Origin of the sequence: Pseudomonas sp. Z18(2022) (genome assembly GCF_036346535.1) — a bacterium.
Taxonomy (GTDB): Bacteria; Pseudomonadota; Gammaproteobacteria; order Pseudomonadales; family Pseudomonadaceae; genus Aquipseudomonas; species Aquipseudomonas yamanorum_A.
Map to the genome: position 1 here is coordinate 170,206 of NZ_JAOTOA010000013.1, position 23,326 is coordinate 193,531.

The following is a 23,326-nucleotide window of genomic DNA, read 5'->3' on the forward strand; positions in this document are numbered from 1 at the left end:
TCATCAGGCCAGTCACCGGCCGTTTGGGAGAACCTTGTTCACATGATTCGCACGCTGCCCGCTGTTTTTGCCTTGTTGTTTGCCGCGCCCTTGCTGGCTGCGCCTGCGGGGCAACAAACGTTATTCAACTTTGTACGGCCCGCTGATGTGGTCAAGGTAGCGACCCAGGACGCCAGCCTGCCGCAATACAACGCCGAACAAACCCCTGAAGGCGAAGTGCTGCGCCGTATTACCTTCAACCCGGCGGCCGAGCCGAGCCTGGTACTCAGCCCGCAAACCGGTGCCTGGGACTGGTCGCAATCCGGTGCCATGAGCTTGCGCATCCAGAGTGCGATGGACTGGGCGTTGACCCTGTACGTCAAGGTGCAGAGCAATGACGGCCGGACGCTGTTCAGTCGTATCGACCTGCCGGCCGGCCCGGCGCAGACGTTGCTGATTCCGCTGCAAGCCAACTCGCCGCTGAGCCAGGGCATGAAGGCCGGCCCGCCGATGCCGATCACCGTCGACGGCCAGCGCGTGTTGCTGGCCAGCAGCGAAGGGGAGATCGATCGCAGCCAGATCGTGTCGGTAACCCTGTCGATGATCAAGCCCAATGTCGCCCAAAGCATCTTGCTGGAGCGCTTCGGCGTGCAGGACATCGAGCCGGTGCTCAAGGCCACCTACAGCGACCTGGTGGATGCCTACGGGCAGTCCACCCGCGCCAGGTGGCCGGAAAAAGTCAGCAGCGACGACCAGTTGAGGGTCGCGGCGGTCAAGGAACAGCAACAGCTCAAGGGCTGGCTGGCCGAGCGCGACAAGGCTTCCCTGGACAAATTCGGCGGCTGGAACAAGGGCCCGGCCTTTGACGCCAGCGGCTTTTTCCGCACCGAGAAGCGCGACGGGCGCTGGTACCTGGTGACTCCGGAAGGCCATCCGTTCTACTCCCTGGGCGTCAACACCGTGGCCCCGGACAACAGCCAGACCTACGTCGCCGGCCGCGAATGGATGTTTGCCGCGCTGCCCAAGGCCGGTGAGCCCTTTGATAAGTACTACGGCAGCGGCGATAACCGTGGCGGCAATGGTGCCGATCAGGGCCGCAGCTTTAATGTCGGGCGCTGGTACGATTTTTACGGCGCCAACCTGCAGCGCACGTTTGCTCAACCCTGTGTGCCGCCAGCGCCTTGCGCCCCGGAAGGCTTCGACCAGAAACGTTGGGTGACCCATGCGCTGGATCGCCTGCAAGCCTGGGGTTTCAACACCGTGGGCAACTGGAGTGCGCCGCAGTTGGCCACCGCTGACCGCGTGCCTTACACCTTGCCGCTGTCGATCGTCGGCGATTACGCGAGCATCAGCACCGGCACCGATTGGTGGGGCGGCATGCCCGATCCGTTTGACCCGCGCTTCGCCATGGCCACCGAACGTGCGGTGGCGATTGCCGCTCGTGACCATCGCGATGACCCGTGGCTGATCGGTTTCTTTGCCGACAACGAACTGGCCTGGGCCGGTCCCGGTGATGATCCGAAGTCCCGCTACGCCCTGGCCTACGGCACGTTGCGCATGACCACCGACGTTCCGGCCAAGCGCGCATTTCTCAAGCAACTGCGGGACAAGTACCGCAACCAGGCCGGCCTGTCCAAAGCCTGGGGCATTGACCTGCCGGCCTGGGAGTTGATGGAAGACCCGGGCTTCGTGCCGCCCATGCCGAACCCCGAGCACCCGGAAATCGAAGCAGACTTCAAATACTTCCAGAAGACCTTCGCCGATGCGTACTTCAAGACCATCTCCGATTCGCTGAAATGGCATGCGCCCAACCAGTTGTTGCTGGGTGGGCGTTACGCCGTCAGCACCCCGGAAGCCGTGGCGTCCTGCGCGCAATATTGCGATGTACTGAGTTTCAACATGTACACCCTCAAGCCTCAGGATGGCTACGATTTCGCGGCACTGCGCGAGTTGGACAAGCCGGTGCTGATCACCGAATTCAACTTTGGCTCGGCGGACCGCGGCCCGTTCTGGGGTGGCGTAACGCAGTTGGCCAGGGAAGAGGATCGCGGAGCTGCCTACGCCAACTTCCTCAAGCAGGCCATGGCCGAGCCGTCGATTGTCGGCGTGCATTGGTTCCAGTACCTGGACCAGCCGGTAACCGGTCGTCTGCTGGACGGCGAAAACGGCCACTTCGGCCTGGTGGGCATCACCGATGTGCCGTTCCAGGGCTTTGTTGACAGTGTTCGCAAAAGTAACCTGGCGGCGGTCGACCAGTTGGGCAAGGAGGCCGAAAAGGCCAAGGTGTCCAGCGCGGTCCACACCGGTGAAGGCGGTAAACCGGGGCATGAGGGCAACGCGGCTGGGCCTGGGGCAGAGCATGCCGGCGGACACTCGGGCAAGGGTCATTGATGGGACCTGATCGACGAGTGCGGGTTCACAAAACACTCAATGGCTGGAACAATGTCGGCCACTTTTTGCGGTACTTTTCCGAGGGGGTTTAGGTGCAGATTCAGGGTCATTACGAGCTTCAATTCGAAGCGGTGCGTGAAGCCTTTGCCGCGCTGTTCGACGACCCTCAGGAGCGCGGCGCCGCGCTGTGCATCCAGATCGGTGGCGAAACCGTCGTCGACCTGTGGGCCGGTACCGCCGACAAGGACGGTGCCGAGGCCTGGCACAGCGATACCATCGCGAACCTGTTCTCCTGCACCAAGACGTTCACTGCCGTCACGGCGCTGCAACTGGTAGCCGAAGGCAAGTTGCAGCTGGATGCGCCGGTCGCCCGATACTGGCCGGAGTTCGCTGCCGCCGGCAAAGAAGCCATCACCTTGCGCCATCTGCTCTGCCATCAGGCCGGGTTGCCTGCCCTGCGTGAAACGCTGCCCGCCGAAGCCCTGTACGACTGGCAGATGATGGTCGACGCCCTCGCGGCCGAAGCGCCGTGGTGGAAACTCGGGGAAGGCCATGGCTATGCGGCGATTACCTACGGCTGGCTGGTGGGCGAATTGCTCCGCCGTGCTGACGGTCGTGGGCCGGGCGAGTCCATCGTGGCCCGGGTTGCACGGCCGTTGGGCCTGGACTTTCATGTGGGCCTGGCCGACGAAGAGTTTTATCGAGTTGCCCATATAGCCCGGGGCAAGGGCAATGTAGGCGATGAAGCGGCACAACGTTTACTTCAAGTAACGATGCGCGAGCCGATGGCGATGACCACCCGTGCATTTACCAACCCACCGTCTATTCTGACCAGCACTAATAAACCCGAATGGCGGCGTATGCAGCAGCCAGCGGCAAATGGTCACGGTAATGCGCGAAGTCTCGCGGGTTTTTATAGTGGACTGCTCGACGGTAGTTTGCTGGAAGCCGATATGCTTGAAGAATTGACCCGCGAACACAGTATCGGCCCGGATAAAACCTTATTGACACAAACCCGCTTTGGCCTGGGCTGCATGTTGGATCAGCCGCAGGTGCCAAACGCTACGTTCGGCCTTGGCCCACGGGCCTTTGGGCATCCCGGGGCAGGGGGTTCGGTGGGTTTTGCCGACCCGGAACATGATGTAGCCTTTGGTTTTGTGACCAATACATTGGGGCCTTATGTACTTATGGACCCACGGGCGCAAAAGTTGGTAAGAATATTGGCCGGTTGTCTGTAAATAGCTTGCTGTTCGGCGTTTTTTTGTTACAAAGACACCTACAAAAAGACGCTAGGCGAAATGTTGTAACTTTAATGTTCCAGAAGCGTCTGTTTAACGGGTCATTCAGGCCCCTGATTTTTTCTCATTTTGTGGATATCTCATGTTATCGAACAAGTCCTTGGCACTGGCGCTATGCCTCACTATTACTGGCTGTGCACAAACCCCACAAAATGATGCCGAAGGTGGGCATTGGTGGTCATTTGGCTCCGATAAGGCTGCTACCAAGGACGCAGTGAGCCAAGCCGACACCAAACCGGATGCCAAACCGGCCGTGGCTGCCAAGGCGCCTGCGCCGGTAGCACCTGCCGCTGCGGCACCTGCACCTGCACCTGCACCTGCACCTGCGCCAGCACCGGCACCGGTTGCCAAGGCGGATACCGGCTCCAGCTGGTGGCCGTTCTCGTCGAAGGCCGACGATGCCAAGGCTGACCTGAAAGCCGACCTCAAGGCGGCAACGCCTGCGACCGGCGCACCGGCTGCCGCGCCAGCTGCTGCCCCTGCCGTTGCCAAGACAGATACCGATACCAAGTGGTGGTGGCCGTTCGAAAGCAAGCCAAAACCATTGGCCAAGGTCGACGTTGCCAATATCCCGATGCCTGATCCAAAGATCACCCAGGCCTGGCTGGACGATTACGAGCCGCGCCTGCGTACCGCAATCAAGGACAGCAACCTGCAACTGGAGCGTCGTGACAACGTATTGGTCGTGATTGCCCCGGTCGACGGCTCCTACAACCCGAAACGCCCGGCGATGTTGCTGCCGGTGACCCTGGGTCCATTCACCCGCGTTGCCAAGGCCGTTGAAGGCGATCCGAAAACCGCCGTACTGGTACTGGGCCACGTCGATACCTCGGGTGCCGAGCCGGTAAGCCAGGCCCTGACCAAGGAGCGTGCGCAGTCCATCGCCTCGATCTTCAGCCTCAGCGGCCTGAAGCAGGACCGCCTGATGCTGCGTGGCATGGGCGACCTGATGCCGCGTGCCGCCAACGACAGCACCCAGGGCCGTGCCCTGAACCGTCGCATGGAAATCATGTTCACCCAGCGCACCACCATGCTGGCCCTGCTGAGCAAGTACAACTCGGCCAACCCGCCGAAGGCTGAAATGGTTGCTGTGCAGGACGTTCCTGCTCCAGCGGCTGCTCCGGTCAAAAAAGCTGCCCCGGCGAAAAAACCGGTCGCCAAGAAAGCCGCCGCCAAACCGGCTGCCAAGAAGGCCCCGGCCAAGCCAGCCGCCAAGAAACCGGCCCCAGCCAAGGCCGCCGCTCCAGCCGCTTCGAACGACCAGGCAAAAAACTGATTATTTGAGCCAGAAGGATAAAGCCGCATGACCCAGGCACTGGCCGATATGCGCCGTGACTACACACGGGACGGTTTGAGCGAGGCCCAGGCCCCGGACGAACCGTTTGCCTTGTTCCACCAGTGGTTCAGTGACGCGGTGAAAACCGAGCAGCCACCGGTGGAGGCCAATGCCATGACCCTGGCAACGGTCGACCAGGACGGTCGCCCCCATTGCCGGATCCTGCTGCTCAAAGGGCTGGATACACAGGGCTTTACCTTCTTCACCAACTATCAGAGCGCCAAGGGCGAACAGCTCGCGACGCGCCCGTTTGCCGCCATGACCTTCTTCTGGCCGACCTTGGAACGTCAGGTACGCATCGAAGGTCGTGTGGTCAAGGTCACGCCCGAGGAGTCGGATGCTTACTTCCAGGTCCGCCCCCTGGGCAGCCGCCTGGGTGCCTGGGCTTCACCGCAAAGCCAGGTGATCCGGGACCGCGAAGAATTGCAGGACCTGCTCAAGGCCACCGAACAACGCTTCAGTGATACCCAACCGGACTGCCCCGAGCATTGGGGAGGTTATCGCCTGCTGCCGGAACGCATCGAGTTCTGGCAGGGCCGCGCGAGTCGTTTGCACGACCGCTTGAACTACCGCTTGCAGGGTGCCGACTGGACCCGTGAGCGTCTGGCGCCCTGAGCCCACCTTTCGTCACCTCGCCTGAATGTAGCGCTGCACGCCGGAGTCTCTAGTCAGAGGCTTTGGAGGTGTAGCGCTGCGCCGCGTTTTGCAGCCATTCGCTACAATGATGAAACAGTCCACGAAGATGTTGATGACGGTGAGGTTTATACCGTTCGTCGAGTTTTTCGGTACAGGCAGACTGTACTAAGGCTGAATGAAACCAATTTTCTGCCCGGCATGGCGTGACAGGCAGCAAGCCGCAGCGGTTTAATGAATACCTGTCCTTTGGAGTTGATGCTATGCGTAAGTCTGTTTTACTGGTTGCCTGCTTTACCACCCTGTCGTTGCTGCTGGGTGGCTGCGCCTCGAGTCTGACCGGCGACTCGTACTCCCGTGACGAAGCACGTCGCGTGCAAACTGTACGCATGGGCACCATCGAATCCCTGCGTCCGGTGAAAATCGAAGGCACCAAGACCCCAATCGGCGGCGTGGCTGGCGCAGTGGTTGGCGGTGTTGGCGGCAGCGCTATCGGTGGTGGCCGTGGCAGTATCGTCACCGGCGTGATCGGTGCCGTCGCCGGTGGCCTGCTGGGTTCTGCTGCAGAAGAGGGCCTGACCCGCACCCAAGGCGTTGAAGTCACCGTTCGTGAAGACGACGGCAGCATGCGCGCCTACGTCCAGGCCGTTGACCCGAACGAAGTCTTCCGTATCGGCGACCGCGTTCGCATCATGACTGTGAACGGGACCAGCCGAGTTACTCGTTAAGAGTAAGGTCGCAGGAACAGAAAAACCCCAACCGGGTGACCGGTTGGGGTTTTTTGTTGGGTGGCGTATGGCGGCTCACGCATTGCAGGTGAGTTGAAAGTAACAAAGTGGGTCACCGAGGGCTCTGCCCACCAAGGCTTCAATAGCTGAAAGCTGAACCACCGTCAGATCGTAACCTTCCCATCCCTGTTGTTTTGTGGGCCATTGCATTATGGCTTCAAGCTCCTCTTCGCAGTCATGCGGCAGTTCGACTACGAACTCTTGCAAGTCAGTATTCTTATCAAATGCTTCCAACAAATACTTCATGGTTCGACTCTCCTTACTTTTTTCTTCTTTGTTTTTTTCTTGGAGGTGGGCTCTCCAGTAATGTGATCAAACTCACCCAGATGCCTGCCTCTGGCGTCATACACTTCGAGCGCGCCATGTTGGAGATCCCATTCAAGTATTAACCCCGCGGGCGTTTTCCACCTTTTTCTTAGTGCTCCCCCGCCTTTCACAGGAGTTTTGCGACCTGCGACTTTGGCGTCAGGGTACGCAGGAAGCAACGCTGGCGCCGAGTGGTAGTCATGGTCCCCTGGTCTAACGCTGACCACCACGTAGAGCGGCCGAACCCCCGAGTCCGCCGGAAACACCAGAATGAAATCCCTGTATTCCGGCGGGTATATCGGGTCAACGATGATGCTGGCGGCCTTCTCGGTCGGCGGATACACCCAGATTTGCGGTGCCTGCGGCGCAGCTTCCAAAGCAGGGATACCAAGTGTGCCAGCCGGATCGATGGCAGGCGTCCAGATCAGCTCAATCCCGTCGCCCAAGTCCGCGACCTGATGTGTGCCTCGCAGCCCAAACTGCACGACATCGACCATCTCCCACTCACGATTTTTCCCTGTGTAGAAGGCGTATCCCTTGAGGGTGCCGTTAGCTAATTGCTCGACGTGCAGGCGAACCCGTGTACGCGCTCGTGGCATTGAGCGCAGTTGACGGTCGCTGTAGAGCGCGCTGTCGCCCAAGCTGGAGGGCCAGATAAGTGCTGCAACCCCAAGCATCAGGCCTGCGGCGACTGTTCCAGCACCGGCTGCGACGCTTGATGCCCCGCCGATCGCGGAACCGCCCAGTGCCAATGTTCCGAGCCCGGCCGGGAGGGCGCTGCCGCTGACCTTCTTGAGTGGCAGCAGCCCCTCACTGTCGGTTTCATGGCCACCAAGCAGCACGTGTTCGCCATAGTCCCCTATGCGATCAAGCGGTATGTAACCGGACGGATTGTTGTAGTCGATGAGGGCGTCCGGCAGATTGCAGGACTTTGCGAATACGCAGCCGACCATGGGCAATTGCGTTGGCGGCGGCTCCACTTTACGCCAGGCCTCATAGGCTTCCTGGCGGGCAAGCATGGCTTCATATGCTCGCTGCCTGGCATCACGCTCAGCCAACTCGCGCTCGTTCATGTTCTCGAGCCGTCGGTAACCGCCCGTGCCGGTCCCGTAGCATCGCCAGACTTGGGGTATGTCCTTGTTGTTTGCCATCGTGCCCTCCTGGCGTGTTGCCTAACGACGTCCGACGGTGGAGTCGGGAGCACGACGTTATGGCAAGCAGCGGAGGGTGGCTGTAGGACGGTTCTGTGAGATGGCGCCGAATGGGCCGAGAGGAAGTTGGAGCCGGCAGCCCGGCTCCAAAAAGCGATTACGCCTGAACGAGCGCCTGCTTGCGACTGGCCATCGCCGTCACCGCATACCCGATCAACGCTGCCAATATGGACCCGGTCAGGATGCCCATCCGGTCCATACCCGCGTATTCACTGCTGCCCGGTAAAAACGCCAGTGAGCCAACAAACAGGCTCATGGTGAAGCCGATGCCGCACAGGATTGCCACGCCCAGCACTTGCCCCCAGTTGGCGCCGGCGGGCAGCGCGGCGAGGCCGGTTTTTACCATCACCCAGGTGAAGCCCAGCACGCCAACGGTCTTGCCCAGCAGCAGGCCGGCGGCGATGCCCATTGGCACGTGGTGGGTGAAGCTTTCGAGGTTGACGCCCGCCAGCGAGACGCCGGCATTCGCAAAGGCGAACAGCGGCAGGATCGCGTAGGCCACCCAAGGGTGCAGCGCGTGTTCCAGGGTGAGCAGCGGCGAAGGTTCGGCATTTTTGGTGCGCAACGGGATGCAGAACGCCAAGGTCACCCCGGCCAGCGTGGCGTGCACACCACTCTTGAGCACGCAGACCCACAGGATCAGCCCGACGATCATGTAGGGCCCCAGCTTGACGACACCGAGCCGGTTCATCGCAATCAACGCGATCAGGCACGCTGCTGCACCAGCCAATGAGGCCCCGGACAGGTCGGCGGAGTAGAAGAGGGCAATGACGATGATCGCGCCAAGGTCGTCGATGATGGCCAGGGTCATCAGGAACAGCTTCAGCGACACCGGCACACGCTTGCCCAGCAAGGCCAATACGCCCAGGGCGAAGGCGATGTCGGTGGCCATGGGAATTGCCCAGCCGCCGAGGGCTGCCGGGTTGTCCTTGTTCAGCGCCCAGTAGATCAGCGCCGGCACCACCATGCCGCCGATGGCTGCCGCGCCGGGCAGTACCACTTGCGAGGGCTTGGACAGTTGGCCGTCGAGCAGCTCGCGTTTCACTTCAAGGCCGATCAGCAGGAAGAACAAGGCCATCAGGCCATCGTTGATCCATAGCAGCGCCGGCTTGGCGATTTTCAGCGCGCCAATTTGTGCGACCACCGGCACGTCGAGAAAACTCGCGTAAAGGTGCGACAACGGTGAGTTGTTGATGATCAGCGCCAAAGCGGCAGCAGCGATCAGGAGCAGACCGCTGGCGGCTTCCAGCTGGAAGAAACGGGTGAAAGTGCTACGCAGAGGCAAGGGATGCTCTCCAATCAAAGTTCAATAGGTGGGTACCCTAACCCGTACCGTTAGTTGTTAAAACAAAAGTTATATTCTTATTTGTTATAAGAGATTGGCCTGATGAGTCCCACGGCAAACCCCGGAAATTGTGTGTCCAATTGAGTCATGACTGTATCTGTGTGGAGTGTAGGAAACATCCTAAGATCAAGTCTGAAATCCTTTGAGAAACCGATCATGAGCGACAATCGCCAATGGGCCCGCGAAGCCATTCGCATTATTGAAGCGGACTTCCAGCGCAGCGCCGACACCCACCTGATTCCCTTGCCGTTGCCGGGTTTGCCGGGTATCGAGTTGTATTTCAAGGATGAGTCCAGTCATCCCACTGGCAGCCTGAAACACCGGTTGGCGCGTTCGTTGTTCCTTTATGCGTTGTGCAATGGCTGGCTCAAGCCCGGTGCGCCGGTAATCGAGGCGTCCAGCGGCTCCACGGCGATTTCCGAGGCGTACTTCGCCCGGCTGCTGGGCGTGCCGTTTATTGCGGTGATGCCGGCCACCACCTCCCAGGAGAAGATTGCGCAGATCGCGTTCTACGGTGGCAAGAGCCATCTGGTACAGGATCCGACGCAGATCTACGCCGAATCCGAACGCCTGGCGCAGGAAAGTGGCGGGCACTTCATGGACCAGTTCACCTACGCCGAGCGCGCCACCGACTGGCGGGCCAACAACAACATCGCCGAATCGATCTTTCAGCAGTTGCGCTTTGAACGTTACCCGGAGCCGAGCTGGTTGATTTCCAGCCCCGGCACGGGCGGCACCACGGCAACGCTGGGGCGTTATGTGCGTTATCGCCAGCACTGCACCCGGGTGTTGTGCGCGGACGCGGAGCGTTCGGTGTTTTTTGACTATTACCTGAGCGGCGACACCAGCCTGCGCCTGGAGTGTGGCTCGCGTATCGAGGGCATTGGCCGGCCTCGGGTTGAGGCGTCGTTCTTGCCCAAGGTGATTGATGCAATGGTCAAGGTGCCGGATGCGCTGTCCCTGGCCGCCATGCATTACCTGGCACAGCGCTTGGGGCGGCGAGTGGGCGGTTCCAGCGGCACCAACCTGATCGGTGCATTGATTGCGGCGCAGCAGATGAAGGCGGCGGGGGAGTCGGGCTCGATTGTGGCGATCTTGTGCGACGGGGGTGAGCGCTATGCCACGACTTATTACGATCAGGCCTGGCTGGCAGGGCAGGGGTATGAGCTGGAGGGTTTGATTGCGGCCGTTGCAGCCAGTGTCGAGCGGGGAGAAGTGCTGCCGGACAGCGTGTTGCGCGCCAATATCTGAAACACCCACTGTAGGAGCCGGCTTGCCGGCGATGGCGATCTTGAGGACGCCATCGCCGGCAAGCCGGCTCCTACAAGGTTTTAGGTCAGGCCTCGATACCCAACATATCCCGCGCCAACGCCTCGGCAATCCGAATTCCGTCGACACCCGCCGACAAAATCCCACCGGCATAACCGGCACCTTCACCCGCCGGGAACAACCCCTTCACGTTCAGGCTCTGCATCGACTCGTTACGGGTAATCCGCAGCGGCGACGAGGTGCGGGTCTCGATCCCGGTCAGCACCGCATCGTGCAGCGAGTAGCCCTTGATCTGCTTCTCGAACGCCGGTAGTGCCTCGCGAATGGCTTCGATGGCAAAGTCCGGCAACGCCAGGGCCAAGTCGCCTAGGGCCACGCCGGGCTTGTAGGACGGCTCCACCGTACCGATGGCGGTGGACGGCTTGCCGGCAATGAAATCACCGACCAGTTGCGCCGGCGCTTCGTAGTTGCTGCCACCGAGGATGAACGCGTGGGATTCCAGGCGCTCCTGCAATTCGATGCCGGCCAGCGGGCCGCCCGGGTAATCCACTTCCGGGGTGATGCCCACCACGATCCCGGAGTTGGCGTTGCGCTCGTTACGCGAGTATTGGCTCATGCCGTTGGTCACTACGCGGTTCGGCTCGGACGTCGCTGCGACTACGGTGCCGCCCGGGCACATGCAGAAGCTGTACACCGAACGACCGTTCTTGGCGTGGTGCACCAGCTTGTAATCAGCCGCGCCGAGTTTCGGGTGGCCGGCATACTTGCCCAGGCGCGCGGCGTCGATCAGCGATTGCGGGTGTTCGATACGGAAGCCCACCGAGAACGGCTTGGCTTCCATGTATACGCCACGGTCGTGGAGCATGCGGAAGGTGTCACGGGCGCTGTGGCCGAGGGCCAGGATCACGTGTTTGGAGAGGATCTGTTCGCCGCCATCCACTACCACGCCGTTCAACTGGCCGTCTTCGATCAGCACGTCGGTGACCCGCTGCTCGAAACGCACTTCACCGCCCAGGGCGATGATCTGCTGGCGCATGTTTTCCACCACGCCGGTCAGGCGGAATGTACCGATGTGCGGCTTGCTGACATAGAGGATTTCGTCCGGCGCGCCGGCCTTGACGAACTCGTGCAGCACCTTGCGGCCGTGGAATTTCGGGTCCTTGATCTGGCTGTAGAGCTTGCCGTCGGAGAACGTGCCGGCGCCGCCTTCACCAAATTGCACGTTGGATTCCGGGTTCAGCACGTTTTTGCGCCACAAGCCCCAGGTGTCCTTGGTGCGCTGGCGCACTTCGCGGCCGCGTTCAAGGATGATCGGCTTGAAGCCCATCTGTGCCAGCAACAGCCCGGCGAAGATCCCGCACGGGCCAAAACCCACCACAATCGGCCGCTCGGTCAGGCCTTCCGGCGCATGCCCCACGACTTTGTAGCTGATGTCCGGTGCCGGGTTGACGTTGCGGTCGTCGGCGAACTTGAGCAGCAAGGCCGCCTCGCCTTTGGCTTGCAAATCGATGGTGTAGATGAAGCACAGCTCCGACGACTTTTTGCGGGCGTCGTAGCTGCGTTTGAACAGGGTGAAATCGAGCAGGTCATCACTGGCGATGCCCAGGCGCTGCACGATGGCAGGCCGCAGGTCTTCTTCGGGATGGTCGATGGGCAGCTTGAGTTCGGTGATTCGTAACATGACAGAAATCCGGTAGGCGGCGGGCAAAGAGGCCGGCTGTTTTGCAAACCGGCGATTATAAGCCCCAACTGCGGTTTCCCGTCATGTTAAAACAGCGCAGCGGGCAATCAGTCGTCCCGCGAACCGCCGAACGACGCGCAACCGCGCTGCACCTGGCCATTGACCCGCAGCTCGGCAGACATGTGTTGCAGGCTGCCGCTGGCGCTGTCGACACAGCGCTGCGGGGCCACCCACAGTTCGATGTGCTGGTTATTGGCTTCGGTCATCAGGTTGAACCGTCCGTCGCCTGATTGTTCTTCCACATAAGGTACGGCCAATGGCGGCTGGCCTTCGCGTTCCAGCACCATGCCCTTGGCGGTGACGTTCATCGCCCAGGCCGGCTTGTGGCCGTTGGCCCGCAGGATCATGCGCTTGAAGTCGGGGTCATCGCAGGCCGAGGTCGAGCGCTCGACGCGATACACCTGTTGCAGGTCCACCTTGCCTTCAGTGCCGCTGGCGACGCCGGAGAACTTGCCGCGTATGTCGGCAAACAGCGCGCCCTGCTGGCCGGCAAGAGAAGCGGCCTCCTGCAGGATGCTGGTGCCGCCGGTGTCGTTGACCACGTAGTTGCGTTTGTCGTTGCAGGGTTGGAACAGCAGTTTGTCACCCTGTGCCGTCAGCTCACCCTGCATGCGGGTCAGCCCGGCGAGAGAGGGCTTGGCCGGCTCGCTGTCGAACATCTGGCAGGCGGTGAACAAGGGCAACAGGGCAAATAAAACTAGGGTACGGGCGGCACGCATTATCGGGTCTCCTGATAAGTGCCGCCACGTTACGCAGGCTGGCGGTGCATCACAAGCCCGGGACACAGGTTGAATCAACCAACGATAAACGTCTGCCCGGTCTGTAGGCCTTCCACGCTTTTAGCGTAGGCCAGCGCCACTTCTGCACCCGGAGCCGGCTTGTACCCACGGAAGTACGGTGCATAGCTGCCCATGGCTTCCAGCAGCACCGTAGGGCTGACCGAGTTGATGCGCAGGCCGCGCGGCAGTTCGATTGCCGCGGCTTTTACGAAGGCATCCAGCGCGCCGTTGACCAGGGCTGCCGAGGCGCCGGTACGAATCGGGTCGCGGTTGAGAATGCCGCTGGTGAAGGTGAACGACGCGCCGTCGTTGGCGAACTCACGGCCAATCAACAGCAGGTTCACCTGGCCCATCAGCTTGTCTTGCAGGCCCAGGTCAAAGTCGGTCTCGCTCATCTCACCCAAGGGCACGAAGTTGACGCTGCCGGCGGCGCAGACCAGTGCGTCGAACTTGCCGGTTTGCTCGAACAGTTTGCGGATCGAGGCGCTGTCGCTGATATCAACCTGGAAGTCGCCGCTCTTGCGACCGATGCTGATCACTTCATGACGTTGGGACAGTTCTGCCTTGACCGCCGAGCCCACGGTGCCGCTTGCGCCAATCAACAGGATTTTCATCGTGCCTTCCTCCAGATGTGTAGGTGAGATTTCAGTCTAGAGTGATTTTTCCTGGGGATAAGTGCACTAATAGGCAACCTTTGGTTTTCAAATGGAAACAATCCATGAGCGAAATGGATGACCTGGCGGCGTTTGCGGTGTTGATCGAAGCCGGCAGCTTTACCCTGGCGGCCCAGCAATTGGGCTGCAGCAAGGGGCAACTGTCCAAGCGCATCAGCCAGTTGGAGGCACAGTTTTCGGTGGTGTTGCTGCATCGAACCACCCGCCGTTTGAGTCTCACGGCGGCGGGCGCGGCACTGTTGCCACAGGCCCAGGCGCTGGTGGTCCAGGTGGAGCGGGCGCGTCAGGCATTGGCCAGGCTCAAGGACGACCTGGTCGGCCCGGTACGTATGACGGTTCCGGTTTCCCTTGGGGAAACCTTCTTCGATGGTCTGTTGCTGGAATTCTCCCGGGAGTACCCGCAGGTGCAGATCGAGCTGGAACTCAACAACCAGTATCGAGACCTGGCACGGGACGGCTTCGACCTGGCGGTGCGCTCGGAAGTCGCCAATGACGAGCGATTGGTGGCCAAGCCGTTGCTGGCCTGGCATGAGATGACCTGCGCCAGCCCGGCGTACCTGGAGCAGCACGGCGAGCCGCTGACACCGGCTGAGCTGGTGGGCCACAACTGTTTACTGAACAGCCACTACAGCGGTCGTGAAGAGTGGCTGTACCACCAGCAACATGAGCTGTTGCGGGTTCGCGTTTCCGGGACCTTTGCCTCCAATCATTACAACTTGTTGAAGAAGGCTGCGCTGGTGGGGGCGGGCATCGCACGTTTGCCATCCTACGTGCTGCACGCGGAATTGGCTGACGGTCGCCTGCGCTGGCTCCTGCGGGATTATCAGACCCGCAGCATGCCGATGTACCTGGTCCATCCGTACCAGGGCGGGCTGCCGCGGCGCACCCAGGTATTGGCGGATTATCTGGTGGGCTGGTTCAAGCGCAGCGGCGAAGCCCTGGATCGCCTTTAGCGGTAGCGCCGGGCGATCAGGTGATCAAGGGCGAGGCTGCCCGGCCCCTTGGCCATCAACAGCAACAGCAGCGCGATCCAGGTGCCGTGGGTCGGGTAGGCTTCCGGGTAGACGAACAGTTGGATGGTCAACGTCATGCCCAGCAACGCCAGTGCCGAGAAGCGCGTGGCAAACCCCACCAGGATCAGCACCGGGAAAAAGTGCTCGGCGAATGCGGCCATGTGCGCCGCCACTTCGGGCGACAGCAGCGGCACGTGGTACTCGCTGCGAAACAGCGGCAGTGTAGACGGCGCCAAGTGCGGCCAGCCCAGTTGGAAGGTGCCACCGATCAGGTCCACGGCGAAGCCTTCAACCTTGGTCTGGCCGGATTTCCAGAACACCGCTGCAATGGAGAAGCGTGCGACGAAGGCGATCAGGCTGTAGGGGATTTTCTCGAAGAGCTGAATGATCCGTTGGACCAGGCCGGGGGCGGTGGTGTTCATGGCGATACCTTTTGTTCTGTGTGCAAGTGGGTGATGGAGCCATGGCCGATCAGCAGGGCCAGGCATGAGTGCAGGTCAAATTCGGCGGCGGCATCGAGGGCGTAGGCCATGGCCATCCCCAGCGGCCAGCCGTTGTTCAGGCTGTTGATAAACGCTGCCGAGCCGCTGTCGATGCGAAATACCTGAACGTCCAGGCCGTTGCGCAGCACCAGCGCGCTTTGGGCGTGGAAGGGGTCGAGGGTGGCGAGGGATTCGTCCGTCTGGTGTGCGGCCCATAAAGCTACGACGGCATAGGCCGAGTTCAGGGTGGCCAATGACGGATGCAGTTGCAGGCGCAGATCGCTCAGGTCCGACTGCTGTTGCAGGGTGGCGATGACTTCCTGCTGATCCAGTGGCGTAGCGTCTGCCGCGTGATAGGCCCTGACCCGCAGCCGCTCCAGGCGAGCCACGTCAGCCAGGTACGGCACGCTGGCGGCGGGGGCGAAGCCCTGGATGAAGTCGGCCAGGTCGCCGCCGTACTCATTGATCAGCGGGCTTGTGGGCGGGAACTCCTGGACATACACGCCGGCCATCGCGCGAAAAAACTCATCGCCCACCAACTGCAGGGTCACCGGGTAGCCGGCGGCCAGGGCGTTGATCAGGGAGCTGTGAACATTGTTGCGATACACCGCAAAACGGGCGGCCGGGTCGGCGCCGTTGCGGCTGAACACACCTGGCGGGCACGTTTCGTCTGCCGACAACAGGGCGCTGGCAAATGCCTCCTGGCGGCTCATGTGCGCGCCTCCAGCAGAAACCGTTCGGCCTGGCGCGCTTCGGCGTGCAGCACGCTGAAGGCCGGCACGTGGTTGTCGCGCTCGATCAGCGTGGCCACCGGCCCGGTGCGTGTGAGCACGTGCTGATACAGCTGCCATACCGCGTTGTCGATCGGCGCGCCGTGATCATCAATCAGCAGCCGGTCACCGAGGCTGTCGGTGTCTTCGGCAAAACCTGCCAGATGAATCTCGCCCACGGCGTGCAGCGGCAAGGCATCGATGTATTTCAGCGGGTCTTGCTGGTGGTTGATGCACGACACATACACATTGTTCACGTCCAGCAGCAGCCCGCAGCCGGTGCGGCGGATCACTTCCCTGATGAAGTCGGTCTCGTCCAGGGTGGAGCTCTGGAACTGCAGGTAGGTCGACGGATTCTCCAGCAGCATTGGCCGCTGCAGACGGGTTTGCACCTGGTCGATGTGCTCGCACACCCGCTTCAGGGTTTCATCGTCATACGCCAGGGGCAGCAAATCATTGAGAAACACCGGGCCGTGGCTGGACCAGGCCAGGTGTTCGGAAAAGGAGTGGGGTTGATAGCGTTCGATCAGCGTCGCAAGGCGCGTCAGGTGCTCGCTGTTCAGCGGACCTTCGCCGCCGATGGACAGGCCCACGCCGTGCAGCGACAGCGGGTACTGCTCGCCGATCAATCCCAGGTAGTGGTGGAAAGGCCCGCCGGCCACCATGTAGTTTTCGGCGTGGACTTCAAAAAAACCGATGTCGGGGGAAGTCTCGAGCACTTCACTGAAGTGCTCGTTCTTCAGTCCCAGCCCGGCCCGACGTGGGAGGCCGGGCGCCTGAGCCTGGGAGATGGAGGGGGTGCGTGAGAGCGTCATCGTCAGTACTCAGGCTGCGCAGGGTTTCAGGACTTGGCGGTGAAGGCCGCTTCCTGGCCGAAACCGGTTGGCGAGGTGGCGCTTGGGGTTTTCAGGCAGGTACCGGCTGGGACCAGTTTCCAGGCGTTGGCCTGATCCTTGACTTTCGAGGTGCCGGCGCAAGTGGTGCCAGCGCCTGCAGCGCAATCGTTCTTGCCGGCTTCGGCGACACCGAAGCATTTCTGCATGTCATCGGCGGCGTGGGCGGTGGTGGTCAGGGCGGACAGGCTCAGGGCCGAACCCAGGGCCAGGACGAGGGTAGCGGCGGACAGCGAGCGGGTTTTGGTAGTCATGGTGTATCTCCAGCAGTGGGTTGAGTTGGCAAGCATGTTCGCCTGCTTACACCACTAGAGAAAGGGGGAAGGGATTCGTTACAAACAAGGCGAAATTAATTTCAGGTTTCGCAAAACAAGTGTGGGAGCTGGCTTGCCTGCGATGCTGACGCCTCGGTGTTTCAGAACCACCGAAGCGATGCTATCGCAGGCAAGCCAGCTCCCACAGAGGCCGGCGTTAACCGCCTAAATAAGCCTCACGCACTTTCGGATCGGTCAGCAGCTGTTCGCCGCTGCCCTGCATCACCACCCGACCGTTTTCCAGTACATAGGCACGGTCGGCGATCTTCAGTGCCTGGTTGGCGTTCTGTTCCACCAGGAACACCGTTACACCGTCCTTGCGCAGTTGTTCGATGATGTCGAAGATCTGCTGGATGATGATCGGTGCCAGGCCCAGGGACGGCTCGTCCAGCAGCAGCAGCTTGGGCTTGCTCATCAGCGCGCGGCCGATGGCGAGCATTTGCTGTTCGCCGCCGGACATGGTCCCGCCGCGCTGGCTGAAGCGCTCCTTGAGCCGCGGGAACAGGTGCAACACCTTGTCCATCTGCTCCTGGTAATCGCCCTTGTCGGTAAAGAATCCGCCCATGGCGAGGTTCTCTTCCACGGTCAGGCGGGCAAACACCCGACGGCCTTCCGGAACCACGGCAATGCTCTTGCGCATGATCTCGGAAGAGGCCTGGCCCACCAGTTCCTCACCCATGTAGCGGATGCTGCCGCTGTGAGCCTGGGGCGAACCGCACAGGGTCATCAGCAGCGTGGACTTGCCGGCACCGTTGGCGCCGATCAGGGTCACGATTTCGCCCTGGCGCACTTCGACGTTGACGCTGTGCAGCGCCTGGATCTTGCCGTAGAAAGTGGAAACGTTTTCGAATTGCAGCATTTTACGCTTCCCCCAAATAGGCTTTGATCACTTCCGGGTTGTCGCGGATCTGTTCCGGCGTACCGTCGGCCAGTGGCGTGCCCTGGTTGATCACGACGATATGGTCGGAAATGCTCATGACCAGTTTCATGTCGTGTTCGATCAACAGCACCGTGGCGTTGTTTTCCTCACGCAGCACGCCGATCAGCGCCTTGAGGTCTTCGGTTTCCTTGGGGTTCAGGCCGGCGGCCGGTTCGTCGAGCATGAGGATCCGCGGGCGGGTCATCATGCAGCGGGCGATTTCCAGGCGACGTTGCTGACCGTAGGCCAGGGTACCGGCAGGGCGGTTGGCAAACTCGGTGAGGTTGACCTTGTCCAGCCAGTACTCGGCGTATTCCATGGCCTCGCGCTCGCTCTTGCGGAACGACGGGGTCTTGAACAGGCCGGCAAAGAAGTTGGTGTTCAGGTGACGATGCTGGGCGATCAACAGGTTCTCGACCGCCGTCATATCCTTGAACAACCGCACGTTCTGGAAGGTACGCACCACGCCCTTGCGGGCGATCTCGTGGCCGGCCAGGCCCTGGATCGGCTGGCCGTCCAGCAGGATGGTGCCGCCAGCCGGCTTGTAGAAGCCGGTCAGGCAGTTGAACACCGTGGTCTTGCCGGCGCCGTTGGGGCCGATCAGCGCTACTACCTGTTTCTCTTTGACGGTCAGCGCTACGCCGTTGACCGCCAGCAAGCCGCCGAAGCGCATGCTCAAGTTTTCGACTTTCAGGATCTCGCGGCTCATTTGCGCAGCTCCATGTGTGGACGTTGCATGGGCAGCAGGCCTTGAGGACGCCAGATCATCATCAGCACCATCATGGCGCCGAACATCAACATGCGGTATTCGCTGAACTCACGCATCATTTCCGGCAGCAGGATCATCACGATCGCCGCGAGAATCACGCCCAGTTGCGAGCCCATGCCACCCAGTACCACGATGGCGAGGATGATCGCCGACTCGATGAAGGTGAACGACTCCGGGGTCACCAGACCTTGGCGCGCGGCGAAGAAGCTGCCTGCGAAACCGGCGAAGGTTGCCCCGAGGGTGAAGGCCGAAAGCTTGATGACGGTCGGGTTCATGCCCAGCGCACGGCAGGCGATTTCATCCTCGCGCAGCGCTTCCCACGCACGGCCGATCGGCATGCGCAGCAGGCGGTTGATCACGAACAGCGCCGCCAGTGCCAGCAACAGGGCCACCAGGTACAGGAACACCACTTTGCTCACCGGGTTGTAGTCGATCCCGAAGTACTCGTGGAACGTCTGCATGCCTTCGGCTGCGGTGCGGTCGAACGACAGCCCGAAGAACGTTGGCTTGGGAATGCTGCTGATGCCGTTGGGGCCGCCGGTGATATCGGTGAGGTTACGCAGGAACAGACGGATGATTTCACCGAAGCCCAGGGTCACGATCGCCAGATAGTCACCGCGCAAGCGCAGCACCGGGAAGCCCAGCAGGAAGCCGAACGTGGCCGCCGCCATACCTGCCAGCGGGAGGCAGATCCAGAAGCCCCAGCCCAGGTAATGCGAGAGCAGCGCGTAGGTGTAGGCACCCACCGCGTAGAAACCCACATAACCCAGGTCGAGCAGGCCCGCCAGACCCACCACGATGTTCAGGCCCAGGCCCAGCAACACGTAGATCAGGATCAGCGTCGCGATATCCACCGCGCCACGGGAACCGAAGAATGGCCAGATCAACGCCGCCACGATGAGGGCGATGATGATGTAGCGCTGGGTGCGCGGCAGGGTCAGGAACTGGCTGACCTTGGGCGATACCAGCGGGCCACGGTTGGACTTGAGGAGGGCACCGACCTGCTGGGTAAACAGCACCCGCAGGAACATCAGCACCGAGCACAGCGCAATGATGGTCAGGGTTACGGGACCTGTGCCATGCACTTCAAGGTTGATCCCGACAATGCTCAGCTTGAGGCCGAGTACCGGGAAGGCCACGGCCCACACCAGCAAGGCGCTGAAAAACGCCGATTTAAGATATCTGCTCATACTTTCTCAACCTCCGGACGGCCCAGAATGCCGGTCGGCCGGAACAACAGCACCAGAACCAATAGACCGAATGCCACCACGTCCTTGTACTGGTCACCGAACACATCGGCGCCAAAGGCTTCAGCCACGCCCAGCACCAGCCCGCCGAGCATCGCGCCCGGAATGCTGCCGATGCCGCCCAATACCGCCGCGGTGAAGGCCTTGAGGCCCACCAGGAAACCGGCGTTGGGGTTGATCACGCCGTACTGCATGCTCAGCAACACGGCAGCGACGGCGGCCAGTGCGGCACCGATGACGAAGGTCAGGGCAATGATGTTGTTGGTGTTGATGCCCAACAGGTTGGCCATCTTGATGTCTTCGGCGCAGGCCCGGCAGGCGCGCCCCAGACGGGAGCGGGAGATGAACAGGGTCAGGCCGAGCATCGCCACCAGGGTGACGACGAAAACCAGGACCTGCATATACGAAATCAGCACTTCTTGTGCGCCGCCTGGGCCGAAGGAGAAGCTCCCCGGGATCAGGTTGGGAATGGATTTGTCCTTGGAATCCTGGGACAGCAATACGGTGTTCTGCAGGAAGATCGACATGCCGATCGCGGAGATCAGCGGGATCAAGCGGTTGCTGCCACGCAAGGGGCGATACGCAACGCGTTCGATACTGTAGCCATAGGCACTGGTTACGACGATGGACGCCAGGAACGCAGCGGTCATCAACAGCGGCAGGGAGTGGATACCCAGCATGGCCAGCCCGGCAAGGGCGATGAAGGCCACGTAGGAACCAATCATGTACACCTCGCCATGGGCGAAGTTAATCATTCCAATGATGCCGTAAACCATTGTGTAGCCAATGGCTATCAAGGCATAGGTGCTGCCAACGGTCATGCCGTTAACCAGCGTTTGGAAAAAATGATAGATCTCAGGCATTACAGCGCTCCTAAAAACCCGATACGCATTTCACTGGTGGAGTCAATTTCCGGCTCGGTGCCCTGTTCTGTGATCAGGTTGCACAAAGCGTTTGCCAGCGAACCGCTGGTGACGGTTTTAAGATTTTCAGGTGAGCCAGCTCCCGGATCGCGGGTGACAGGCCCATAAACCTCGTAAAACAAAGCCCACTGCTTGCACAGTGGGCTTGTTGACCAGTAACGCCTGGCTTACTGAGGGGAAACTTCGGTTTTTGGTTTGCCGAAGTGCCATTCGTAGACCACGAACTTGAAGTCCTTCAGGTCGCCCTTGGCGTCGAAGCTCAGGTCGCCGGTTGGGGTCTTGAAGGTGCCTGCGTGGATGGCAGCAGCCACTTTGGCGGTGTCTTCGCTTTTCGCGGCGGTGATACCACCGGCGATCACTTCAACAGCCGAGTAGGCCGGGAACACGAACGGACCGGTTGGGTCCTGCTTGTTCTTGGTGAACTCTTCAACGATTGCCTTGTTGGCAGGATCGGTGTCGAAAGACTTCGGCAGGGTAACCAGCAGGCCTTCGGAAGCGCCCTGGGCGATTTGCGAGATGGAGTCGTTGCCGACGCCTTCCGGGCCCATGAACTTGGCGTTCACGCCTTTTTCCTTGGCTTGGCGCAGGATCAGGCCCAGCTCAGGGTGGTAGCCGCCGTAGTAGACGAAGTCGACGTTGGCTTGCTTGAGCTTCTGGATCAGCGAGCCGAAGTCTTTGTCGCCAGCGTTGATGCCTTCGAAGAGGGCAACTTTCACGCCTTTCTTCTCGAGGGTCTGTTTAACCGCGGTGGCGATGCCTTCACCGTATTGCTGTTTGTCGTGAATAACCGCTACGACTTTCGGCTTCACGTGGTCGGCGATGTAGTTGCCGGCGGCCGGGCCTTGAGCGCTGTCCAGGCCGATGGTACGGAAGATCAGCTTGTAGCCACGGGAAGTGATTTCCGGGCTGGTGGCGGCCGGGGTGATCATGATCACGCCTTCGTCTTCGTAAATGTCGGACGCTGGCTGAGTGGAGCTGGAGCAGAGGTGACCGACTACAAACTTGACGCCGTCGTTGACCACTTTGTTGGCTACGGCTACGGCTTGTTTTGGATCGCAAGCGTCGTCGTATTCTTTGGCTTCAAGCATTTTGCCATCGACGCCGCCTTTGGCGTTGATGTCGGCGATAGCCTGCTTGGCGCCCATGAACTGCATGTCGCCGTACTGGGTCACAGGGCCGGTTTTAGGGCCGGCAATACCGATCTTGATGGTGTCAGCTGCGAACGAATGGCTGGCAACCCCGGCCAGGACCATAGCGGCAAACAGTTTGGAAATCTGCTTAGTAGCCTTATTCATAGTGCTCCACTCTTACTGTTGTATTTTTTATAGTTCTAGCGGCCTTGTGAGCTGCAGAACCGGATCAGATATCTCGGATATCCCCCGGCAGCGGCCTGGCAACTGTACCGGTACAGTGTAGAGCGCCGGTTGATCGCTTGAAAAGCTGGCTGCTGGGGGCAAAACCCGGGTATGTCGCTTAAGTGAAAGAAAAAGACAGAATTGCGGCGGGGTGATGCCAGAGTATCGGGCAATCCTTGGCTTTCCTGACACTTTCGTTCGGTGCCTCATTTGCAACTGGGTTTTTCTGCCTGCCGCTCGACGTTATGATTGCGCCGATTTTTCTTCAGGTGAACTCCCATGACGCAAGAACCTAGCACCCTCTATGCCAAGCTGCTTGGTGAAACCGCCGAAATTTCCTGGAAGGAGCTTGAGCCGTTCTTTGCCAAGGGTGCCCTATTGTGGGTCGACGCCGGGCTGGATTTGATCGAGGCCGCCGAGGGTATGGCTGAGGACAACCGTCAGAAAGTCGCTGCCTGGCTGGCTGCGGGGAGTCTTGGCGAAGTGTCTGCGACGCGGGCATTGGACCTGGTTGAGCGGGATCCGAGCTTGTGGGCGGTGGTGGTTTCGCCGTGGATTCTGATCCAGGAAAGGGCGGCGTAGGAAATGCCTGCGCGAAAATGGTGCGGTATTTTTCTGAGTTTAAGTGTGTAGCGGGGTAACTGCATTTGCGGTGATGGCACGTTGCCGTAGAGAAAGGTCACAGGCGGGGGTTACGTGCGCGTCATGGGAACAGTTTTGTTCGCGCCGGAATGCGGTGGGAATTGTTTCTTGGTGTGTGTGTACATATCCGTTAGTTAGGTAACGGCCGCCTATGGTTTCGCTCTTACAGCGACTCACTTTGGAAAAGCCGGAATGCCGGCCCAGCCCAAAGTAAGCAAAGGGCTCTGCCCCGCCTGTCGGCACCTCGCT

At 60.7% G+C, this 23,326-nt stretch carries 24 protein-coding genes; 8 read left to right on the forward strand and 16 right to left on the reverse strand.

Translation table 11 applies throughout. The annotated features are described in order from the left end of the window. Positions 1–42: 42 nt before the first annotated feature. From V3W39_RS23285 to V3W39_RS23305, 5 genes are all read left to right on the forward strand, one after another. Positions 43–2,370, forward strand: coding sequence for a beta-galactosidase (locus V3W39_RS23285; RefSeq protein ID WP_177047288.1), 2,328 nt, complete (start codon positions 43–45; stop codon positions 2,368–2,370). 92 nt (positions 2,371–2,462) lie between these two features. Continuing rightward, complete coding sequence (locus V3W39_RS23290; protein ID WP_177115741.1) at positions 2,463–3,608, forward strand: serine hydrolase domain-containing protein; 1,146 nt, start codon at positions 2,463–2,465, stop codon at positions 3,606–3,608. Between the two features lie 142 nt (positions 3,609–3,750). Further along, the gene (locus V3W39_RS23295; RefSeq protein WP_330213396.1) at positions 3,751–4,944 is read left to right on the forward strand and encodes an OmpA family protein; all 1,194 of its coding nucleotides are present in this window, start codon (positions 3,751–3,753) and stop codon (positions 4,942–4,944) included. Between the two features lie 27 nt (positions 4,945–4,971). Beyond that, positions 4,972–5,619, forward strand: coding sequence for a pyridoxamine 5'-phosphate oxidase (gene pdxH, locus V3W39_RS23300; RefSeq protein ID WP_177047294.1), 648 nt, complete (start codon positions 4,972–4,974; stop codon positions 5,617–5,619). Between the two features lie 281 nt (positions 5,620–5,900). Beyond that, a complete protein-coding gene (locus V3W39_RS23305) occupies positions 5,901–6,365 on the forward strand; it encodes a glycine zipper 2TM domain-containing protein (RefSeq protein WP_010176704.1) in 465 nt (154 codons plus the stop codon). Between the two features lie 75 nt (positions 6,366–6,440). On the opposite strand, the gene V3W39_RS23310 is transcribed toward V3W39_RS23305, so the two are convergent. From V3W39_RS23310 to nhaA, 3 genes are all read right to left on the reverse strand, one after another. Beyond that, a complete protein-coding gene (locus tag V3W39_RS23310; RefSeq protein ID WP_259199113.1) occupies positions 6,441–6,671 on the reverse strand; it encodes a DUF7683 domain-containing protein in 231 nt (76 codons plus the stop codon). Next, positions 6,668–7,882, reverse strand: coding sequence for an S-type pyocin domain-containing protein (locus tag V3W39_RS23315; protein WP_330213397.1), 1,215 nt, complete (start codon positions 7,880–7,882; stop codon positions 6,668–6,670). Before V3W39_RS23315 ends, V3W39_RS23310 begins: the two co-directional genes overlap by 4 nt. A 157-nt stretch (positions 7,883–8,039) precedes the next feature. Then, entirely contained in the window at positions 8,040–9,227 is a 1,188-nt protein-coding gene (nhaA, locus tag V3W39_RS23320; RefSeq protein ID WP_330213398.1) for a Na+/H+ antiporter NhaA, read from the reverse strand. 213 nt (positions 9,228–9,440) lie between these two features. Here nhaA and V3W39_RS23325 point away from each other — a divergent pair, with 213 nt between their 5' ends. Further along, complete coding sequence (locus tag V3W39_RS23325) at positions 9,441–10,538, forward strand: PLP-dependent cysteine synthase family protein (RefSeq protein WP_177047311.1); 1,098 nt, start codon at positions 9,441–9,443, stop codon at positions 10,536–10,538. Between the two features lie 85 nt (positions 10,539–10,623). On the opposite strand, the gene V3W39_RS23330 is transcribed toward V3W39_RS23325, so the two are convergent. From V3W39_RS23330 to V3W39_RS23340, 3 genes are all read right to left on the reverse strand, one after another. Continuing rightward, positions 10,624–12,237: an NAD(P)/FAD-dependent oxidoreductase gene (locus tag V3W39_RS23330; protein ID WP_330213399.1), complete on the reverse strand. Its 1,614-nt coding sequence runs from the start codon at positions 12,235–12,237 to the stop codon at positions 10,624–10,626. A gap of 107 nt (positions 12,238–12,344) precedes the next feature. After that, positions 12,345–13,016, reverse strand: a complete 672-nt coding sequence (locus V3W39_RS23335; RefSeq protein WP_177115737.1) for a COG3650 family protein — start codon at positions 13,014–13,016, stop codon at positions 12,345–12,347. Positions 13,017–13,090: 74 nt separating this feature from the next. Then, positions 13,091–13,690 carry a short chain dehydrogenase gene (locus V3W39_RS23340; protein ID WP_177079673.1) on the reverse strand — a complete coding sequence of 200 codons (600 nt, stop codon included), beginning with the start codon at positions 13,688–13,690 and terminating at the stop codon, positions 13,091–13,093. Between the two features lie 104 nt (positions 13,691–13,794). On the opposite strand from V3W39_RS23340, the gene V3W39_RS23345 reads away from it, so the two are divergent. Beyond that, a complete protein-coding gene (locus V3W39_RS23345; RefSeq protein ID WP_003211675.1) occupies positions 13,795–14,703 on the forward strand; it encodes a LysR family transcriptional regulator in 909 nt (302 codons plus the stop codon). On the opposite strand, the gene V3W39_RS23350 is transcribed toward V3W39_RS23345, so the two are convergent. The 10 genes from V3W39_RS23350 to V3W39_RS23395 all read right to left on the reverse strand — a co-directional run bounded on the left by V3W39_RS23350 (position 14,700) and on the right by V3W39_RS23395 (position 22,375). After that, the gene (locus tag V3W39_RS23350; protein WP_177079675.1) at positions 14,700–15,185 is read right to left on the reverse strand and encodes a DoxX family protein; all 486 of its coding nucleotides are present in this window, start codon (positions 15,183–15,185) and stop codon (positions 14,700–14,702) included. The genes V3W39_RS23345 and V3W39_RS23350 overlap by 4 nt on opposite strands. Then, a complete protein-coding gene (locus V3W39_RS23355) occupies positions 15,182–15,958 on the reverse strand; it encodes an HvfC/BufC N-terminal domain-containing protein (protein ID WP_330213400.1) in 777 nt (258 codons plus the stop codon). Before V3W39_RS23355 ends, V3W39_RS23350 begins: the two co-directional genes overlap by 4 nt. After that, positions 15,955–16,830 carry an MNIO family bufferin maturase gene (gene bufB, locus V3W39_RS23360; RefSeq protein ID WP_330213401.1) on the reverse strand — a complete coding sequence of 292 codons (876 nt, stop codon included), beginning with the start codon at positions 16,828–16,830 and terminating at the stop codon, positions 15,955–15,957. The genes V3W39_RS23355 and bufB overlap by 4 nt, the downstream gene beginning before the upstream one ends. A gap of 26 nt (positions 16,831–16,856) precedes the next feature. Continuing rightward, a complete protein-coding gene (locus tag V3W39_RS23365; RefSeq protein WP_010176692.1) occupies positions 16,857–17,162 on the reverse strand; it encodes a BufA1 family periplasmic bufferin-type metallophore in 306 nt (101 codons plus the stop codon). Between the two features lie 217 nt (positions 17,163–17,379). Continuing rightward, on the reverse strand, positions 17,380–18,081 hold the full coding sequence (locus V3W39_RS23370; RefSeq protein WP_003211664.1) for an ABC transporter ATP-binding protein: 702 nt from the start codon (positions 18,079–18,081) through the stop codon (positions 17,380–17,382). A gap of 1 nt (position 18,082) precedes the next feature. After that, positions 18,083–18,850, reverse strand: coding sequence for a high-affinity branched-chain amino acid ABC transporter ATP-binding protein LivG (gene livG / locus V3W39_RS23375; protein ID WP_177079678.1), 768 nt, complete (start codon positions 18,848–18,850; stop codon positions 18,083–18,085). Then, positions 18,847–20,100, reverse strand: a complete 1,254-nt coding sequence (locus V3W39_RS23380; protein WP_177079679.1) for a high-affinity branched-chain amino acid ABC transporter permease LivM — start codon at positions 20,098–20,100, stop codon at positions 18,847–18,849. Before V3W39_RS23380 ends, livG begins: the two co-directional genes overlap by 4 nt. Further along, positions 20,097–21,020, reverse strand: a complete 924-nt coding sequence (livH, locus tag V3W39_RS23385) for a high-affinity branched-chain amino acid ABC transporter permease LivH (protein WP_017479358.1) — start codon at positions 21,018–21,020, stop codon at positions 20,097–20,099. Before livH ends, V3W39_RS23380 begins: the two co-directional genes overlap by 4 nt. Continuing rightward, on the reverse strand, positions 21,020–21,202 hold the full coding sequence (locus V3W39_RS23390; protein ID WP_003211657.1) for a hypothetical protein: 183 nt from the start codon (positions 21,200–21,202) through the stop codon (positions 21,020–21,022). Before V3W39_RS23390 ends, livH begins: the two co-directional genes overlap by 1 nt. A 45-nt stretch (positions 21,203–21,247) precedes the next feature. Then, positions 21,248–22,375, reverse strand: coding sequence for a branched-chain amino acid ABC transporter substrate-binding protein (locus tag V3W39_RS23395; protein ID WP_177079680.1), 1,128 nt, complete (start codon positions 22,373–22,375; stop codon positions 21,248–21,250). Positions 22,376–22,714: 339 nt separating this feature from the next. Here V3W39_RS23395 and V3W39_RS23400 point away from each other — a divergent pair, with 339 nt between their 5' ends. Further along, on the forward strand, positions 22,715–23,017 hold the full coding sequence (locus tag V3W39_RS23400; RefSeq protein WP_177079681.1) for a DUF2288 domain-containing protein: 303 nt from the start codon (positions 22,715–22,717) through the stop codon (positions 23,015–23,017). Positions 23,018–23,326 lie beyond the last annotated feature (309 nt).

Coding starts and splice junctions, on each gene's coding strand:
- livG (WP_177079678.1), bottom strand. CDS start 18,850: ATGAGCCGCGAGATCCTGAAAGTCGAAAACTTGAGCATGCGCTTCGGC.
- V3W39_RS23380 (WP_177079679.1), bottom strand. CDS start 20,100: ATGAGCAGATATCTTAAATCGGCGTTTTTCAGCGCCTTGCTGGTGTGG.
- livH (WP_017479358.1), bottom strand. CDS start 21,020: ATGCCTGAGATCTATCATTTTTTCCAAACGCTGGTTAACGGCATGACC.
- V3W39_RS23310 (WP_259199113.1), bottom strand. CDS start 6,671: ATGAAGTATTTGTTGGAAGCATTTGATAAGAATACTGACTTGCAAGAG.
- V3W39_RS23315 (WP_330213397.1), bottom strand. CDS start 7,882: ATGGCAAACAACAAGGACATACCCCAAGTCTGGCGATGCTACGGGACC.
- pdxH (WP_177047294.1), top strand. CDS start 4,972: ATGACCCAGGCACTGGCCGATATGCGCCGTGACTACACACGGGACGGT.
- bufB (WP_330213401.1), bottom strand. CDS start 16,830: ATGACGCTCTCACGCACCCCCTCCATCTCCCAGGCTCAGGCGCCCGGC.
- V3W39_RS23365 (WP_010176692.1), bottom strand. CDS start 17,162: ATGACTACCAAAACCCGCTCGCTGTCCGCCGCTACCCTCGTCCTGGCC.
- V3W39_RS23340 (WP_177079673.1), bottom strand. CDS start 13,690: ATGAAAATCCTGTTGATTGGCGCAAGCGGCACCGTGGGCTCGGCGGTC.
- V3W39_RS23330 (WP_330213399.1), bottom strand. CDS start 12,237: ATGTTACGAATCACCGAACTCAAGCTGCCCATCGACCATCCCGAAGAA.
- V3W39_RS23285 (WP_177047288.1), top strand. CDS start 43: ATGATTCGCACGCTGCCCGCTGTTTTTGCCTTGTTGTTTGCCGCGCCC.
- V3W39_RS23395 (WP_177079680.1), bottom strand. CDS start 22,375: ATGAATAAGGCTACTAAGCAGATTTCCAAACTGTTTGCCGCTATGGTC.
- V3W39_RS23305 (WP_010176704.1), top strand. CDS start 5,901: ATGCGTAAGTCTGTTTTACTGGTTGCCTGCTTTACCACCCTGTCGTTG.
- V3W39_RS23345 (WP_003211675.1), top strand. CDS start 13,795: ATGAGCGAAATGGATGACCTGGCGGCGTTTGCGGTGTTGATCGAAGCC.
- V3W39_RS23335 (WP_177115737.1), bottom strand. CDS start 13,016: ATGCGTGCCGCCCGTACCCTAGTTTTATTTGCCCTGTTGCCCTTGTTC.
- V3W39_RS23400 (WP_177079681.1), top strand. CDS start 22,715: ATGACGCAAGAACCTAGCACCCTCTATGCCAAGCTGCTTGGTGAAACC.
- V3W39_RS23355 (WP_330213400.1), bottom strand. CDS start 15,958: ATGAGCCGCCAGGAGGCATTTGCCAGCGCCCTGTTGTCGGCAGACGAA.
- V3W39_RS23370 (WP_003211664.1), bottom strand. CDS start 18,081: ATGCTGCAATTCGAAAACGTTTCCACTTTCTACGGCAAGATCCAGGCG.
- V3W39_RS23295 (WP_330213396.1), top strand. CDS start 3,751: ATGTTATCGAACAAGTCCTTGGCACTGGCGCTATGCCTCACTATTACT.
- V3W39_RS23350 (WP_177079675.1), bottom strand. CDS start 15,185: ATGAACACCACCGCCCCCGGCCTGGTCCAACGGATCATTCAGCTCTTC.